This is a genomic window from Pragia fontium DSM 5563 = ATCC 49100 (assembly GCF_900112475.1).
Classification (GTDB): domain Bacteria; phylum Pseudomonadota; class Gammaproteobacteria; order Enterobacterales; family Enterobacteriaceae; genus Pragia; species Pragia fontium.
This window is the reverse complement of sequence record NZ_FOLW01000004.1, coordinates 162,538-180,064: the sequence shown is the minus strand read 5'-3', so window position 1 is coordinate 180,064 and position 17,527 is coordinate 162,538. Positions and strand designations below refer to the sequence as shown.

Genomic DNA, 17,527 nt, shown 5'->3' with positions numbered 1-17,527 from the left:
GATTAAAATCAACATACAACACTATTTTTACTTTTACTCGTCTGCCTAACCCACTGATAAATCATACTGATTTCCTTATATGACCATCATCAAGTTAACATGTTGGGCTTCGATAAGTGTCAGCTATAGCTAAAAACATTATTTGATTTCAGAGCATGACGAATATAAACATCATTAAAAACTACCTGATACTCTATAAATCATACCAAACCCATTGACAAACGTTAATAAAACCAACATTCAAAGCGTTGTAAATAAAAACAAAAATCAAATTTCAAAATAACCGCACCACTAATAATACCTTAATTTTAATTAAAATAAAAATGTTGTAAAGCAAAGATTAAATTATAATCATTCAAGTAACTTAATTAATCAATAATATTACTTTCACTACGTTAATTATAGAATTCAAATAATAACAATAAAGCGAATGGTATTTGTTCAATTATTATTGATGAGATCATTTAATTATCTTATAACGCGCTAAATCGCAATATTTACCGCCTTGCCCCTTAAAAATCACCGGCTAGATAAGCAAAAACTTGCCTCACTCTGACGCTATGTTTTACTGAATAACGTGATAATATAGGCTAACTCGAGTATCCGGGCAGGCTATCGTTAAGCCTTTGGTGCCCCATTCATCAATGATAAGTCCGCTTCTCAAACTCAGGTATTACTGGCAACGATCCTATATCACATCTGACAGGTGTTATTAGCGTGGACATTGGACTTTTTAGTAAAAACAGTGCGTTAACCGACTTGGTGTTTGGCGCTTCTCTCTACTTCCCACCCATATTCAAAGCGTTATTTCTTGGATTTGTCATATGGCTGCTAGTTCACCGTGTCATTCGCGACTGGCTATATTCAGGTGACGTTTGGCATCCCACCTTAATGGATCTCTCTATTTTTATTATTGCCGTTAGCGGCGCTATGTGGATATTAACCCATTGGTAATCATATGAAGCTTAATATTATCAAATACTTCTCTACGGTTATTGTCTTTGCTATCGCATTAAGTGCCGGATGGTGGCTCTGGAATTACTATATGCAATCCCCCTGGACACGGGACGGTAAAGTACGTGCTGAATTAGTCAATATTACGCCTGAGGTATCCGGAACCTTAATCAACGTGAATGCGGTGGATAATCAGAGGGTCAAAAAGGGTGACCTGCTTTTTACTATTGATGCCACCCCTTATCAAATAGCCGTGGATAAAGCTGAAGGCGCGCAAGCCAAAGCACTTTCAGATTTAAATAAAGCCAATCATGAAGCCGCTCGCCGTCATAACCTTGGCGGCACGGCTATTTCTAAAGAAGAGCTTGACGATGCCAATCTGGCCGTTCAGGCAATGCAAGCAAACTATAAAGCCGTTCAGGCCAGCCTTGAACAGGCTAAATGGGATCTGGCCCATACCAATATTTATGCCCCAACTGACGGTTACCTGACCAACCTACAAACACGCAGCGGAAGTTATGCCACGTCCGGTATGCCACTGGTGGCGCTGGTTGATATTAATTCGTTTTATGTCATGGGCTACTTTGAAGAAACCAAGCTCCACAATATTAAACCGGGAAGTGCCGCCAATATTACGCTTTATAATGGTGATACTGCACTGCAAGGAGAAGTAGAGAGCATTGGGCGTGCTATTTATGACCAAAGCATAGACGGCAATATTGATATGTTGATAAACGTTAAGCCTAATGTTCCTTGGGTTCGTCTAGCTCAACGAGTTCCCGTGAGAATTAAGCTAACGAAAGTCCCTGAGAATACATTGTTAATTGCAGGAACAACCTGCTCAATTGCCATTCATTAATAGGTAAGTCGAGTGAATATTTCCTGGCTTGAGTGGAAAAACACCCCCTGGAGTAAAGCAACTAAAGCACAGTGGCGCTATGCCCTACGTAATTCGATTGCAATGTGTTTGGCATTGGGTGTGGCATTTCTACTCGACCTGGATGAGCCTTACTGGGCAATGACCTCAGCAGCAGTGGTCAGTTTCCCCACCATTGGTGGCGTGATTAGTAAAAGCGTTGGACGTATTTTAGGCAGCCTGCTTGGCGCTCTGGCCTCAATGCTCATTGCAGGTATGTGTCTGAACGATCCATGGCTATTTACTTTTTTCATCGCCGGTTGGCTGGCATTGTGCACCTATATTTCTAATCATTATCAGAATAATGTTTCTTACGCTTTTGCGCTGGCAGGCTACACAGCAGCAATTATCACTTTTACCCTGACCGACAGCACCGACTCATTTGAAGTCTTCAATATTACTCAGGCACGAGTATGTGAAGTCATCACCGGTATTATCTGTGGCGCAATCATGATGATGATTTTACCCAGCACATCAGATGGCTCAACGTTAATCGATTCACTCAAACGAATGCAGGCCCGTCTGCTGGAACATGCGGAAATGTTATGGCAGGCTCAAATATCCGATCATGTTCGTACTTCTCATGAAGGCGTGATTAGTCAAATACTGACAATGAACGTCTTAAGAATTCAGGCAGTTTGGAGCCACTATCGCTTACGCCGCCGTAATAACATCCTTAACTTCATTCTTCATCAGCAACTGAAACTGACCAGTGTTATCTCCGGCATTCGCCGTATCATGTTGAACTGGCCCGACAGACCGGAAAATTTATCCAGCGTATTACAGCGTTTGTTGGAAGAGCTACGCCAGCCCAATACCAATAAGTATCGGCTGGCAAAAATTCTGCAGGAAATTTATCCCACCGATAGCCGTGATTTTCGTCATCGCACTTTCTGGCTACGCTTACGACATTTTTGCTGGCTCTATTTGCAATCCAGCAGTTGGTTGCAACAATTAGAGGAAGTGAATACAACCCACCAACGAAAACCGCCGAAAGTCAAAAGCATTGCCCAGCATACGGACTCAACGGAAGCCCTGTATAACGCGCTACGTACTTTTTTATGTATCGTCATCGGCTGCGCATACTGGATACATACTCAATGGGATGCTGGTTCCTCCGCATTAACCTTAACCGCTATTAGCTGTGTACTCTATTCATCCACGGCATCACCGATTACCAGCGTTATCACACTGATAAAAGCATTAGTATTGCTATCCATTGCTTGTTATATGGTGAAGTTCGGTCTGATGATCCAAATAGATGATTTTTGGGTTTTCTGCGCATTTTTGTTACCCGTATTACTCACTATGCAGATAATGAAACTACAACATCCCCGCTATGCTTCGCTCTGGGGACAGCTTATTGTGTTTATGGGGTCATTTCTGGCTATCAGCAATCCCCCTTCTTATGATTTCAGCAGTTATATCAATGATGACTTAGGCAAATTAACCGGTGTTATTCTGGCTGGCATTGCTTTTCAGATATTACGTCCCAGCTCGGATAAGGTTAAGAGCCGGCGCATCATTCGTGCCCTGCGCCGAGACTTTATGGATCAGCTAAGCCAGAAACCATCACAAAGTGAAAGTCAGTTTGAGTCAATGGTCTACCACCGCATCAGTCAACTGACTCAAAGCAAGGATGAACAGGTTCGCATATGGGTACTTCGTTGGGGCGTGGTATTACTAAACTGTAGTCACGTCGTCTGGCAACTCCGTGATTGGCAGGTACGTTCTGATCCATTATCAATGGTGCGTGAAGTTTGCATCCGTTGTTTAAAAGACATTATGACGGAAAAAGGGGTTCAACATCGTTCGTTAGATGTTGCCCTCGAAGAGCTATTGAAAATGAGCTCCACCCTTGCCCGTCATCACGATCCCTCCGGCCGTGAATTGGCAGGGTTAATTTGGCGCCTGTATTGTTCTCTTTCTCCTTTGCAACAAGCTAACGATAAACTTCCAGCTAATAACTCCGAGGATGCAGTACGACCATGATAAAAAAGCCCCGAAACTAATCAAGATCGGGGCTTTTCTGAGACGATAATTAGAAACTAAAGCGATAACCTGCGTTAATCTGACGTTGGTTAAATTTATTGCCGGTTGAGGTATCTAAATCCAGATACAGAGTATGCTTTTTATTCATCTGAGCACTCACCCCGACACCGTTATTCCACCAACCACCTTTAAAACTGTGGCTTTCTGGTGAACCATTCAGCCGGTAATCGGTATCGCCGGCAAACTCACGCAGATAACCGGTTTTAAGGTAAACATTGAGCAAATTACCCCCTTGTTGAAGCTCATATCCTACAACTGCGCTCGTCCGGCCAATTAATGACTCATAGCTGCCCAAATCGACCTTGAGTCCATTACTGGCATTAACTCGTGTTGCATCCTGATGGCTATAGCTTAACTGTGCCTGAGGCTCAATATAGAAACCATTCCCCTGCTGGCCCAGACTCAATTTTTGTCCGGTTTCCAGTGAGAAACTCACCCCGTCTGAGCTGCCATTACCGCTAACCCGATTATTTTGGCTATCGCGTACGCTAAAGTCGTTTTTCAGGCGTGAATATTTCACCATCCCATCCAGATAAAAACCGTTCTCCGCGATATACGTGCCGTACACCCCAAAATGATGAGATTTTACCGTACCATCACCGGAAGCATAGTTTGGCGAGCCTTTCGTTAATCCCGTAAAGATACCCATAAATACCGGTAGTTGTTCAGTGACTTGTTTATCTGCCCCCAACTGCATACCGTCATAATTCATATCAAAGCGGCTTAACTTGCCACCGGCAAAAGAATCAAACTTACCGGCAAAGCCTCGTAACCACATATCGCCGCTTTTTCCCGTCTGACGTAAATCTCCCATCCGCTGGAACAAAGTTTGGCTTTCCGCATAGTTCAGCAAATAACCAATATTCAGGAAATTAGCTCCGGCATCAGCCGACGTAGTGATCGATGGATTTGGCTGTGGTTCTGGCTCAGGAATAGGTTCTGGGTCAGGGTTCGGCTGTGGTTCTGGCTCTGGCGGCGGCGGCACATATACCCCTGGGGAATACAGTTCCCAATGAGTACCGTTCTGACGCACAGCGTACAAATAACCGCCCAATTCCACCTCACTGGTGCTGGTAAACTTTGCCTGACCATCCTGAGTTTCGACGACAGTTAATATTTCATTACCGGTAGTGGCCAAACTGCCGCGGTTCAGTACCGTGAGTTGGTGGTTGCCCTCACTTTTTCCGCTGACCACCAATTTATCACCGATGGCATTTACCCCATCGCTGACCAAATCAGTACGCAAAATAAAATGCCCATTGCCGCTTAGCTCGCCAATGGTCAACAATGAACCGACTTTATCTTCGCTAAAATCTACCGTGCTGTTATTTAGTACCAGCTTGTCCAGATTGGAATCCGCCGTCATATTCCAGCGACTGTTAGCCATGGCAATATTTAAAAAACCATCGTTAACATTATCGCTGCTGGCCCCACCGGACCACTGTGAGCCCGATTGCATATCAATGGTAATCAGACCACCTTGCGACAAAATGCTACCAACGATATCCATTTTACCGCCAGCATTAATTCGGCTAGCGCTATACCCATCATTATGCTGAGTCGCGATTGCTATCGCTGCTGGATCTGCCATATGAATGATCGTCTCACCGCTCAAATCAATCTGACTATCAGACATGGTATAAACACCACGAGCACCAGCAGCACCATTAATCGTTAGGTTATCACCGGTGATAACCCCACCACCCATGACGGATAATCCCAGCCCCAAAGCTCCGCCGCGATCAACGCTAATGTCGGTATTGGACAGGTTAATGACGGAATTAAATTGTGCAGAAACACCATACAAACCACCAGAGAAGATGGTATTGCGTTGTTCAGACGTACCTGAAAAATTAATGGTCGCTTTACCACTTCCCTTATTAAAAGCAACGACCGGATCAGATTTAAGAGATGACATGTGGCTGCCAGCGCCGATATTAGCTATTCCCATACTATTGACGCTAAGTGCGGTAGCACCCTGATTTCCCGTTGTTTTTACGGTTAACCGGTCGGCTTTCACTTCACCATTAGCCAATATATAGATCCCTTCCGCACCGTCACCAGTCACATTAATAATGCTATCGCTACCTAAATCAACAATAGCATTCTTATTTATAGCAATGCCCCGCAACTTAGCGTTAATAGTTAATCTTGTTGCTTCAAATCTGGAAGGTCCATACTTATCATTACTGCTAATCCCTGTACCACTAATGTCAACACCCACGCCCTCTTCTACAGAGATCAGACTCCCTTCCCCCAGATTGACCGATGTTCCTTGATGTTGGATATCTAAACCAAACCCTTTATTGGTTTCGATTGTCAAACCATTGGCCAGCAAAGTTGAAGCACTACCAACAAAAATCCCTTTCGTAAATAAAGTACCGTTGCTATTAACCTTAATATAACTGCCAGTACCCAAATCTACCTTGGTATTATTACCCCAAATATCTAAACCAAACCCACCTCCACCGCCAGCTACATCAACAGACAAACGATTGGCAGTCAGAACACTGTTTTTTCCCTGAACAATGACGCCTCTGGGCGCTGTGTTTGTGTTATTTTCAGTAATCGTAATGCTGACATCGTCAGCCAAATTGATATTGGCTGTACGGAAGTTATCAGATACACCATATAATTGACCGTTATTACGAAGATCTGCGGTAATTTTATCGCCATCATTTAATGTAATAATATCTGCATTCTGACTGCCTAACTCGGCAGCCAAGGCGTGCTGCTGGAAAACCATAGCGCTGAGACTAAGTAGGCCAGCCATGGCTAACCGTTGATTTAAAGCTCGTCTACAGAATTTACTGGTAGGCTTTCCCTGCAATTCCCGATGATAGATAGAGATATCCACGATAACACTTCCCTTTTATTCCATGATCTCTGCTGGCAATTCGTATGACCGAAATAACTTGTCTATTATTTAATCAAAAAATAGACTATCCCTTAAAAACCAATAAAAAACTCATTTGAAATATTCAAAAACTGTAAAATGAGTTTGATTGAAAGATTAAAATTAACAATTCAAGTTTTAATCAGCGCTCATAATAAAATTCAAATTTAGTATTTAATTTTTAGAATAACAAATCGTTAATATCTAACCTTTACCCTTATTTGATAGATTTAAACTATCAAAAGCAATTAATTCGATCGAGACAACCAATTTAAATTGTTAGTGCTTTGATAGGAATCCCAACCCATCTGTAATTGCGTAACTAATTGTTATATAAATAATTTAAATAAAAAATAAATTAAAAAAAACAAAATAAATTAAATTTAAAACTTATTAATTTAATTAAGATTAAATAATAACCACTCTTTTCATTGAGTTATACCATAAGGATTATAATGACTTACATACGATTGAATGATTGAATGATTGATGAGAGATCAACATGGGCCATGATAAATCACAGCCCATTAATAAGAAAAAGGAAAAAATTAATCAGTAATTAAAAGCTAAATCGGTAGCCTGCATTAATCTGACTCTGGTTAAACTTATCACCGGTTGAGGCATCTAAATCCAGGTACAAGGTATGCTGTTGATTCATCTGAGCGCTTACCCCAACCCCGTTATTCCACCAATCGCCTTTAAAACTGTGGCTTTCTGGTGAACCATTCAGCCGATAATCGGTATCGCCAGAAAATTCGCGCAGATAACCGGTTTTCAGATAAACGTTGAGAGAATTATCACCCTGTTGAAGCTCATATCCCACTACTGCACTGACTCGGCCAATCATCGACTCATAACTGCCCAAATCGACTTTCAAACCATTCGAAGCAACAACATTACTGGTACCTTGATGGCTGTAGCTGAATTGCGCCTGAGGTTCAATATAGAAACCGTTGCCCGGTTGATTCAGGCTAAATTTCTGCCCGCTTTCCAGTGACGCACTGAAACCGTCCGAATTTCCATTACCGTTAACCCGGTTGTTCTGGCTATCCTTGACGTTAAAACTGTTTTTGATATGGCTATATTTTGCCACCCCATCCAAATAAAAACCGTTATTCGCCATATAGGTAGCATACAGACCTGCGCTATCGGATTTAGTCGTACCGTCCCCAGAGCGATAATTGGGTTTACCGTGAGTTTGTCCCATAAAAATACCGGCAAACAGCGGTAACTCGGTTGAAACGCGCTTGTCCGCCCCCAGTTGTATCCCACTATAATTCATATCAAAATGGCTTAACTTGCCACCAGCAAACGAATCAAATTTACCGGCAAATCCTCTTAGCCACATATCACCGTTCTTACCATTCTGGCGCAAATCGCCCATACGCTGTAGCAGCGTTTGAGTTTCCGCATAGTTCATCAGATAACCAATATTGAGGAAATTAGCTCCGGCATCAGCCGATGTGCTGATCGATGGATCGGGGTCTGGCTGCGGTTTAGGCTCTGGCTTAGGATCGGGCAGTGGCACATCAATCCCGGAAGAATACAGCTCCCAGTTGGTACCATTTTTACGCACATTATACAGGTAGCCGCCCAGTTCCACCTTGCCGGTGCTGGTAAATGTCGCCTGACCATCCTGAGTTTCCACCACGGTTAACACTTCATGACCGGTGGTAGCCAGACTACCGCTATTTAAGACCGTCAGTTGATGATCCCCTGCACTTTCCCCTGTAACCACCAGTTTATCGCCAGTTGATGCAATACCGTCACCCACCAGATCGGTACGCAAAATGAAACGTCCATGACCACTCAGATCGCCAACGGTTAACAATGAACCCGTTTTATCTTCGCTAAAATCCACCGTACTGTGGTTCAGTACCAGCTTATCCAGATTGGAATCTGCCGTCATATTCCAACGGCTATCGGTCATGGTGATATTCAATTCACCACCATTAACATTGTCACTAAATGCCCGACCACTCCACAGAGAGCCGGACTGCATATCAAGATTAATCAGCCCACCGTGCGATAAAATGCCGCCCTGAATATTCAATTTTCCCATCGCGTTAATACGACTGGCCGCATATCCCTCATTATGCTGAGTGGCTATCGCCATATCGGCCGGATTAGCCATATAAATCGTGGTATCACCGGTTAAATCTATCTGGCTATTGGTCTGAGCATAAACACCGCGCGTAGCGGCCGCTCCTTTAATCATCAGGTTATCACCGGTTATTTTACCGCCACCTAAAGCCCAGAGCCCTCGTCCTAATGCGCCAGCGCGGTCAATGTAAATATCCGTATTGGACAAATTAACAATAGAATTAAACTGAGCCGATGCCCCATAACTCCCCCCGGAAGAGATGGTGTTGCGCTGAGCCGCCGTTCCTGAAAAATTAACCGTCGCCTTACCGCTATCTGTATTATAAGCAACCAATGCGCCAGCCTGGGTAGCGGAAAGATGGCTGCCAGCACCGATATTGGTCACTCCGTTATCACGGGTATCAATCGCGGCAGAATTCGCTCCCGTTGTTTTTATCGTTAATCCATCCGCCTTAAAATCACCAAAATTCCACACGCCATGTGATTCTGTACCGGATGTGGTTATTTTGCTATCTGTCCCTAAATTAACAATGCTTGAGTTACCAACCTGAACCCCATGAGAGAATTCACCTTTCGTATCGATGGTTAATTCTGTGGCTTCAAACTTGCTGCTACCAGATATCCTAATACCGTAACTTTCGTTACCCGTTGTGTAGATAGCACTGCCTTGACCCAAGTTAATCAATGTATCGTCAGCATCACTCCGAATACCCGCTCCAGAGTTGTTAGTCTTATCGCCAGTCGTGGTCATCATCACTAATAAGCGCTCGGCCTGTAGCGTGCTTCCCGAACTATGAATATAAATACCATTCATCGAACCGGAACCATTAATCATTATCTTACTGTCTGAGCCCAAATCTACGCTGGCATTATTACCACTAATATCTAAACCAGTAGGATATGTACCATCAACCTCAAGCGATAAACGATTAGCCGTCAATACACTGTTGTCACCAGCCATGATAATTCCGTTAGCAATTGAAGCCGGGTCATTAACAATGATACTAACGTCATTGGCGAGATTAATATTGGCAGTTGCATACTGATTAAATACACCATACAGATGTCCATTATTACGCAGATCGGCAATAATCTTATCTCCATCATTCAACTCGATGGTATTGGCATTCTGACTACCCAAATCCGCTGCCCAAGCAGGATGTTGAAAGATAAAGGCGCTTAAGCTCAGCAAACCCGCCATGGCCAGTTGCTGATTTAGTTTATGTTTAGAAAATCGACCGGTGAGCTTTCCCGAAAATTCCTTTTGATATATAAGCATATCCATTATAACGCTATCCCTTTTATTCCATGATTTTTGTTGGCTATCCATATTGCCCAAATAACCTACCTATTATTTATAGCTAGAAGGAATACTCCCTTAACTCTCTGAAAAACAATTATTTTAAAATTAACAAAAACAAATTAGAGATTAAATTAGATATATAACCCTAACGAATTGAAGTGATAATATAATTTCATCAGAAATAATGAATTTAAGTTAATGTTTATTTTTTTAAATAACAAATCGTTAATATCTAAACTCATTAAAAAAACAATAGCCAAAACCTACCAAAAGCAACACTTACATCGATTTTATCGATCGATAGAGCATGGGATTTAGTATTCTCACGTTCAAGAAAAACATCAAAAAATCAAACTATCAAATTGTTTTTATTTAAATTAATTTTCATTGTTAATGAGTGATTATCTTATTTAAGGTATCATTAACTCTAAAAAAACCATCTCTATGTACTTAATGAAATTCAATACGCTAAACAACAATTCTTACAAAAAAAATCAAAATTAACTTTAGTCATCATACTAAGAAAAAATAATTAAAACGGGAAAAACACTCTTTAATAGAAGCTTAAAAAAATGAGCCATAATTTTTATGACTCATTGATAAAAAAGAAAATATAATCAGCGATTAAAAACTAAACCGATAACCTGCATTAATCTGGCGTTGGTTAAATTTATTACCAGTTGAGGTATCTAAATCCAGATACAGAGTATGCTTTTTATTCATCAGAGCACTGACCCCGACTCCGTTATTCCACCAACCACCTTTAAAGCTATGACTTTCCGGTGAACCATTCAGTCGGTAATCAGTATCCCCGGAAAATTCATGCAGATAACCGGTTTTCAGATAAACGTTCAATGAATTATCCCCTTGCAGTAGTTCATATCCCACCACTGCACTAGCTCGGCCAATTATCGATTCATAGCTACCTAAATTAACCTTCAAACCGTTAGAGGCCACAAGATTACTGGTAGCTTGCTGGCTATAGCTCAATTGTGCCTGAGGTTCAATATACCAACCGTGACCTGGCTGATTCAGGCTGAACTTCTGCCCACTTTCCAGTGAAGCGCTAAAACCGTTCGAGGTTCCATTACCGTTAACCCGATTGTTCTGGCTATCCCTGACGTTAAAATTGTTTTTGATATGGCTATATTTCGCTACCCCATCCAGATAAAAACCGTTATTCGCCATATAGGTGGCATACAGACCTGCGCTATCAGATTTGGTGGTACCATCTCCGGAGCGATAATTAGGTTTACCGTGGGTTTGGCCGATAAAGAGGCCAGCAAACAGCGGCACTTCGGCGAAAACGCGTTTATCTGCCCCCAGCTGCATACCGCTATAATTCATATCAAAATGGCTTAACTTACCACCGGAGAACGAGTCAAACTTACCGGCAAATCCTCTTAGCCACATATCACCACTTTTGCCATTTTGACGCAGACTACCCATACGCTGTAGCAGAGTTTGAGTTTCCGCATAGTTCATCAGGTAACCAATATTGAGGAAGTTAGCGCCAGCATCTGCCGAACTGGTAATTGGTGACTCTGGATCGGGTTTTGATGGATTCGGTGGCTGCCCATCAATCCCGGAAGAATATAGCTCCCAGTTGGTGCCATTTTTACGCACATCATACAAATAACCGCCCAGTTCCACCTTACCGGTACTGGTAAACGTCGCCTGACCATCCTGAGTTTCCACCACGGTTAACACTTCATGACCGGTGGTAGCCAGACTACCGCGATTTAATACCGTCAGTTGATGATCCCCTGCACTTTCTCCTGTGACCACCAGCTTATCACCTGTACCCACTACGCCATCACCCACCAAATCGGTACGCAGAATAAAACGACCATTACCGCTCAGAGCGTCAACGGTTAGCCACGAGCCAACTTTATCTTCGCTAAAGTCTACCGTGCTGTTGTTTAGTACCAACTTATCCAAATTGGAATCTGCCGTCATATTCCAACGGCTATCGGTCATGGTGATATTTAGTGCACCACCGTTTACGTTGTCGCTATACGCTCGACCGTTCCATTGAGAACCAGACTGCATATCCAGATTAATTAGGCCACCTCGCGATAAGATCCCACCTTGAATATTCATTTTTCCCGTTGTATTAATCTGGCTGGGCTCATAATAATCATCAGATTCAGTGGCTATTGCGATATCAGTTGGGTTAGCCATATAAATGGTGGTATCACCGGTCAGATCGATTTGACCAGCGTATTGTGCATAAACACCGTAAGTCTCTGCTGCACCATGAATCGTTAGGTTATCACCGATTATTTCACCGCGATTTGAAGCCCAGAGCGCGATTCCCGCCTCGTTAGTTGGGTCAACGTTGGCTGGCTCAATATTGATATCGGTATACGCCAGCTTTATTTTTCCGCTATCTGCTGAATGCACGCCATAGGAACCACCGGCAAAAATCGTATTCCGATTGTTCTCTGTGCCTAAATAATAAATGATTCCCCTCTGATCGGTCAGGCTACTATATCGAGGAATAAAAAATTGTATCCCACTGCCCCGCTCAGAATAAATATGGCTACCGGCACCAATATTGACGACTCCACTAGGCGTTGCCTGAAGCGCAACCGATCTCTCACCTTTAGTATGAATAGTCAGCACATCGGCTGTCATTGTTCCCGAAACCGAAGCCCCTGTTGAATTTTGGCCGGAAGTCGTAATGACACTGCCACTGCCTAAATCAACTAAAGTATTCGCATCCGATGAAATCCCGGTAGATGAATCTCCTTGAATCGCTATGGTTAAATTATTTGCGGTCAATGTTGCTAGTCCATCACCTTCTGAATTAAAGGTCGAGATAACAATCCCCGCCGCGTAGGTTCCATTGGTCTCGATTATACTGCCTTGCCCCAGTTCAACCGATGTGCCTGACGAATGAATGACCAACCCATCAGTACTGTGGCCGGAGGTACTGATATAAAGATTATTTGCCGTTAACGTTGAAGCATTGGTGATATTAATGCCAGCATCCTGCCCGAAACTGGTTCCCGTTGTTCTTTCCGCAATAACACGACTGCCCGAACCTAAATCGATATGAGCGCCTTGACCAGCGATATTGATGCCTTGTACGCTATTGCCTTTAACCTCTACAGTTAAACGATTGCCATTTAATACGCTACCATTCCCTCTAATATCAATACCGGCCGATCGCATGGTATCAATGGCAGCAATCCTGACATCATTGGCTAAACTAATGTTTGCAGTACGAGAAGATTCATTCAGCACACCATACAACAAACCATAAAGGCGAAGATCTGCAGTGATCTTATCGCCATCATTCAGCACAATTGTATCGACATTCTGGCTACCCAACTCCGCCGCTAAAGCAGGATGCGAAAAGACCAAAGCACTCAAGCTCAGCAAACCGGCCATGGCTAATCGTTGATTTAAGCTATGTCTGGAGAAAGTATGGGTAGGCTTTGCTTGGAATTCCTTTCCATATGTAAACATATCCACTATAACACTTCCCTTTATTAATCATTGCTGCTGGCAATCTACATTACCGAAATGTTCCATCGAATATTTAGTTAAAAATTAGCTATTGGGTTGAATATATAACCCTGATATGTTGAATCAATAAGGTTATTTCACCAAAAATAGTTAGTTGAAATGAAGGTAATGTTTATTTTTTTAAATAACAAATCGTTAATATCTAAACTTTATTATTAAATGATAGTTAAAATCTACTGAAAGCAACATTTGTATCGGTTTTAACGATGAAGCTACTGTCTGTTTTTTATATATTTGCTCCCCTAAGGCAAATGGATTCAATTATTACTAATTGATATTTAATAAAAAAAATAAAAAACCCAGACCTGTAGTATTTTGAAAATCATTAATTTTTAATTTAAACCCACCGTTATATTAATAATGTAAATCTATATTTCAAATGGCCATTTTTTACACATAAAATGGATGAAAACTAATATCCCATGCCATAACATGCAATTAAAATGAATCAAAAACACTCTTTAGACATAGCATCATAAAAAATGGGGCATGATAATTCATGACCCATTAATAACGAGAAGAATGGTATTCCCCAACTATCAGAAACTTAAGCGATATCCTGCATTAATCTGACGCTGGTTAAATTTATCACCGGTTGAGGTATCTAAATCCAGATACAAAGTATGCTGTTTATTCATCTGAGCACTCACCCCGACACCATTATTCCACCAGTTGCCTTTGAAGCTATGGCTTTCTGGTGAACCATTCAATCGGTAATCGCTATCTCCTGAAAACTCGCGCAGATAGCCGGTTTTCAAATAAACATTTAGTGAGTTGTCACCCTGTTGCCATTCATATCCCGTCACCGCACTGGCTCGGCCAATTATCGACTCATAACTACCCAGAGAAACTTTTAAGCCATTAGAGGCAACAATATTACTGCTACCTTGATGGCTATAGCTCAATTGCGCCTGCGGTTCAATATACCAGCCGTCACCCGACTGATTCAGGCTAAATTTCTGCCCGCTTTCCAGTGACGCACTAAAACCGTTCGAGGTTCCATTACCGTTAACCCGACTGTTCTGGCTATCCCTGACATTAAAACTGTTTTTGATATGGCTATATTTCACTACCCCATCCAGATAAAAACCGTTATTCGCCATATAGGTGGCATACAGACCAGCACTGTCGGATTTGGTGGTACCATCCCCGGAGCGATAATTGGGTTTACCGTGGGTTTGACCAATAAAGAGACCGGCAAACAGCGGCAACTCGCTAGAAACACGCTTATCAGCCCCCAGTTGTACACCGCTATAATTCATATCAAAATGGCTTAACTTACCACCGGAGAACGAGTCAAACTTCCCGGCAAACCCTCTTAGCCATATATTATCACCAGCATTGTTCTGGCGCAGATCGCCCATGCGCTGTAGCAGCGTTTGAGTTTCCGCATAATTCATCAGATAACCAATATTAAGGAAATTCGCGCCGGCATCGGCCGATGTGGTGAGCTGTCCTTCCCCCTCAGGCTCTGGTGGTAATACCGGTGGTGTAACAGGAGGTTGCTCCGGTTGTTCTGGTTCTGGCTCTGGTGGCGGCAAATCCAGGCCAGAAGAATACAATTCCCAGTCAGTACCGTTTTGACGTACTTGATATAAATACCCACCTAACTCAACTTTGTTATGCAGCGTAAATGTGGCGTTGCCATCTGCTGTTTCAACAACGGTTAAGATTTCATTCCCGGTGGTTGTGGCATCACCCCGATTTAATACATTAAGTTGATGAGCCCCAGAGCTGGTTCCGGTAACAATAATCTTGTCTCCCGAGTTAGTACTTCCATCTCCCACAATATCAGTACGCATCATAAACAGACCATTACCTGACAAATCATTCATTGTCAGACGCCCATCACCCGCTGTATTGAATATCACTTTACTATTGTTGGACAAAGCCAATTGATTAACGTCAGAATTCTGGTCAAATATCCAATTACTGCTGTCCATGGCTAAATTAATCGTACCGCTCTTCAGCTGATTTGCCGCCCCTTTCAGCACCGAACCACTCATCAGCGTTAGATCCAAACTGGCAGAATCTTGTGCCGTCAACGCACCGTTAATCGCCATGATTCCCGAACCACTAATCACGCTATTGTTACCGATCGCACTGATAGCAATATTATCGGTCTGGGTGCCAAACAGGTTGCTGGATAAGCTATTGATGACGGATGTCCCCGCCAGGGTGATATTGCTACCATTAGTGGCCGACACACCAATAATTCCGTCGCCGGTATTTAAGGTAAAATCGGTAGCCGTGATTGTTCCACCATCGGTAGCCCATAGACCATAAGCGGGTAGCTGATCGTTAAAGGCTTTATCTAAACGCCCCTGCCCACCCTGAATACTCAGCGTCGATCCGGCTGACTGCGCGCTGGCAATATAATTGCCCCCCGAGATTAATTGGCTATCAATAATCTCCGCAACGACTTTAGCGTCCGACTGTTCGTTCTTTAATAAAATTGTCCCGGCATTCTGGGAGATTAAGGTACTGTTACGAAGATTAACCTTCCCGGTTGACATAATTAACGCATTGGCTTGGTTACCCTGAGTATTCACCGTCAATTTATCTGCAGATAGCGTAGTATAATCATAGACCGAAGCCATATTATTATTCACTATTTGCTTAATGCCTGCAGCACTTTCACCCGTCGTGGTAATTTTAGAGTTAGTCCCTAAATCAATGGTACTCGCACCATTATTATATAAACCACTGGCGTTTTTACCCTCGGTACTAATGGTTAGTCCTGAGGCTTCCAACTTAGCTGAAGCGTTAGCAGCATAGACGCCATATCCTTTAATGCCGGTGGTTGATATCTGACTATTCACACCTAAATCAGCTCCAGCCCCCTTATCTAAATGAAGGCCCATGCCATTTATTGCAGTAATCTTTAGCGCATCTGCTTTTAACGTTGACGTATTACCTAATGAAATACCCACACTGGTAAATGAATCGCTTGATCCATTGTCCATCGTTGAGTCTCTCATTGATTGAATATTAACTTCACTTCCCCGGCCTAAATTGACGGCCACATTATCGCTTAACGATAGTCCTCTGACATAAGCCGTCATCGCCACGATATCATTAGCAACACCATTAACATTAACGCTGAGCCCTTCTGCATTTAACGTTGAATTTCCACTAACAATGATACCTATCGCCCCAGCTTTACTACTTGTCACATTAACGGATGAGGAGTCTCCCAGATCAATACGGCTACCGTCGGTGGCGCTATGATTAGCTGATGCCACTTTACTACTAATCCCGTATACCGTGCTTGAACTGTCAGAATAAGCGTTAACCGTTAACTGGGAAGCTGAGATGTGGGGATTCGTTCCATCATGAATATAGTGATCGATTCCCACCACTGAAACGTTATTATCCGTATCATATAGCCTAACGTTGATGGTTGAACCTACGCCTAAATTAAGCGTTTTAGCATTCGCAATATCTAACCCATAGATTGAAATATATTTCACATTGGCATCAGTTATTGTTGCGCTGAAATCAACATCGAATTTGCCATCCCCCAAATCGGCGAAATCTTTTTCAGCCACTAAGGCAGCGTATCCAATACCGTTAATCGGTAACTCATAGTTCTGAATAATAATGGAATCGCCTTTACCAGGTATCCGTTGATTTTTTTCTTCCTTGGTTGAAAAAACCGTTAATGGAGAATCATAAACGGTAGCAACGGCCGCGGGGACTAACAATATCTGTCCTGAAATAGTTAATAACGGCAATATAGCCTTATGAATACTTTTCAACGTTC

At 42.6% G+C, this 17,527-nt stretch carries 7 protein-coding genes; 3 read left to right on the top strand and 4 right to left on the bottom strand.

Annotated elements, in window-relative coordinates; all coding sequences use genetic code 11:
* Positions 1–717 precede the first annotated feature (717 nt).
* From BMZ28_RS08300 to BMZ28_RS08290, 3 genes are read left to right on the top strand one after another with little or no spacing between them, the layout of a single operon-like run.
* Positions 718–954 (top strand): DUF1656 domain-containing protein, encoded by a 237-nt coding sequence (locus tag BMZ28_RS08300; RefSeq protein WP_047781144.1) that lies wholly within the window; start codon positions 718–720, stop codon positions 952–954.
* 4 nt (positions 955–958) lie between these two features.
* Positions 959–1,813: an efflux RND transporter periplasmic adaptor subunit gene (locus BMZ28_RS08295; protein WP_047781145.1), complete on the top strand. Its 855-nt coding sequence runs from the start codon at positions 959–961 to the stop codon at positions 1,811–1,813.
* Between the two features lie 12 nt (positions 1,814–1,825).
* Positions 1,826–3,862 carry an FUSC family protein gene (locus BMZ28_RS08290; protein ID WP_074822291.1) on the top strand — a complete coding sequence of 679 codons (2,037 nt, stop codon included), beginning with the start codon at positions 1,826–1,828 and terminating at the stop codon, positions 3,860–3,862.
* 49 nt (positions 3,863–3,911) lie between these two features.
* On the opposite strand, the gene BMZ28_RS08285 is transcribed toward BMZ28_RS08290, so the two are convergent.
* From BMZ28_RS08285 to BMZ28_RS08270, 4 genes are all read right to left on the bottom strand, one after another.
* Complete coding sequence (locus tag BMZ28_RS08285) at positions 3,912–6,779, bottom strand: autotransporter outer membrane beta-barrel domain-containing protein (protein WP_074822288.1); 2,868 nt, start codon at positions 6,777–6,779, stop codon at positions 3,912–3,914.
* 598 nt (positions 6,780–7,377) lie between these two features.
* Positions 7,378–10,206: an autotransporter outer membrane beta-barrel domain-containing protein gene (locus BMZ28_RS08280; RefSeq protein ID WP_074822283.1), complete on the bottom strand. Its 2,829-nt coding sequence runs from the start codon at positions 10,204–10,206 to the stop codon at positions 7,378–7,380.
* A 642-nt stretch (positions 10,207–10,848) separates the two neighbouring features.
* Complete coding sequence (locus BMZ28_RS08275) at positions 10,849–13,701, bottom strand: autotransporter outer membrane beta-barrel domain-containing protein (protein ID WP_074822455.1); 2,853 nt, start codon at positions 13,699–13,701, stop codon at positions 10,849–10,851.
* A gap of 599 nt (positions 13,702–14,300) precedes the next feature.
* The gene (locus BMZ28_RS08270; RefSeq protein ID WP_074822280.1) at positions 14,301–17,522 is read right to left on the bottom strand and encodes an autotransporter outer membrane beta-barrel domain-containing protein; all 3,222 of its coding nucleotides are present in this window, start codon (positions 17,520–17,522) and stop codon (positions 14,301–14,303) included.
* Positions 17,523–17,527: the final 5 nt, after the last annotated feature.

Bases quoted from the DNA above. Each gene is read 5' to 3' on its own strand.
- BMZ28_RS08295 (WP_047781145.1), top strand. From the start codon at position 959: ATGAAGCTTAATATTATCAAATACTTCTCTACGGTTATTGTCTTTGCT.
- BMZ28_RS08280 (WP_074822283.1), bottom strand. From the start codon at position 10,206: ATGGATATGCTTATATATCAAAAGGAATTTTCGGGAAAGCTCACCGGT.
- BMZ28_RS08275 (WP_074822455.1), bottom strand. From the start codon at position 13,701: ATGTTTACATATGGAAAGGAATTCCAAGCAAAGCCTACCCATACTTTC.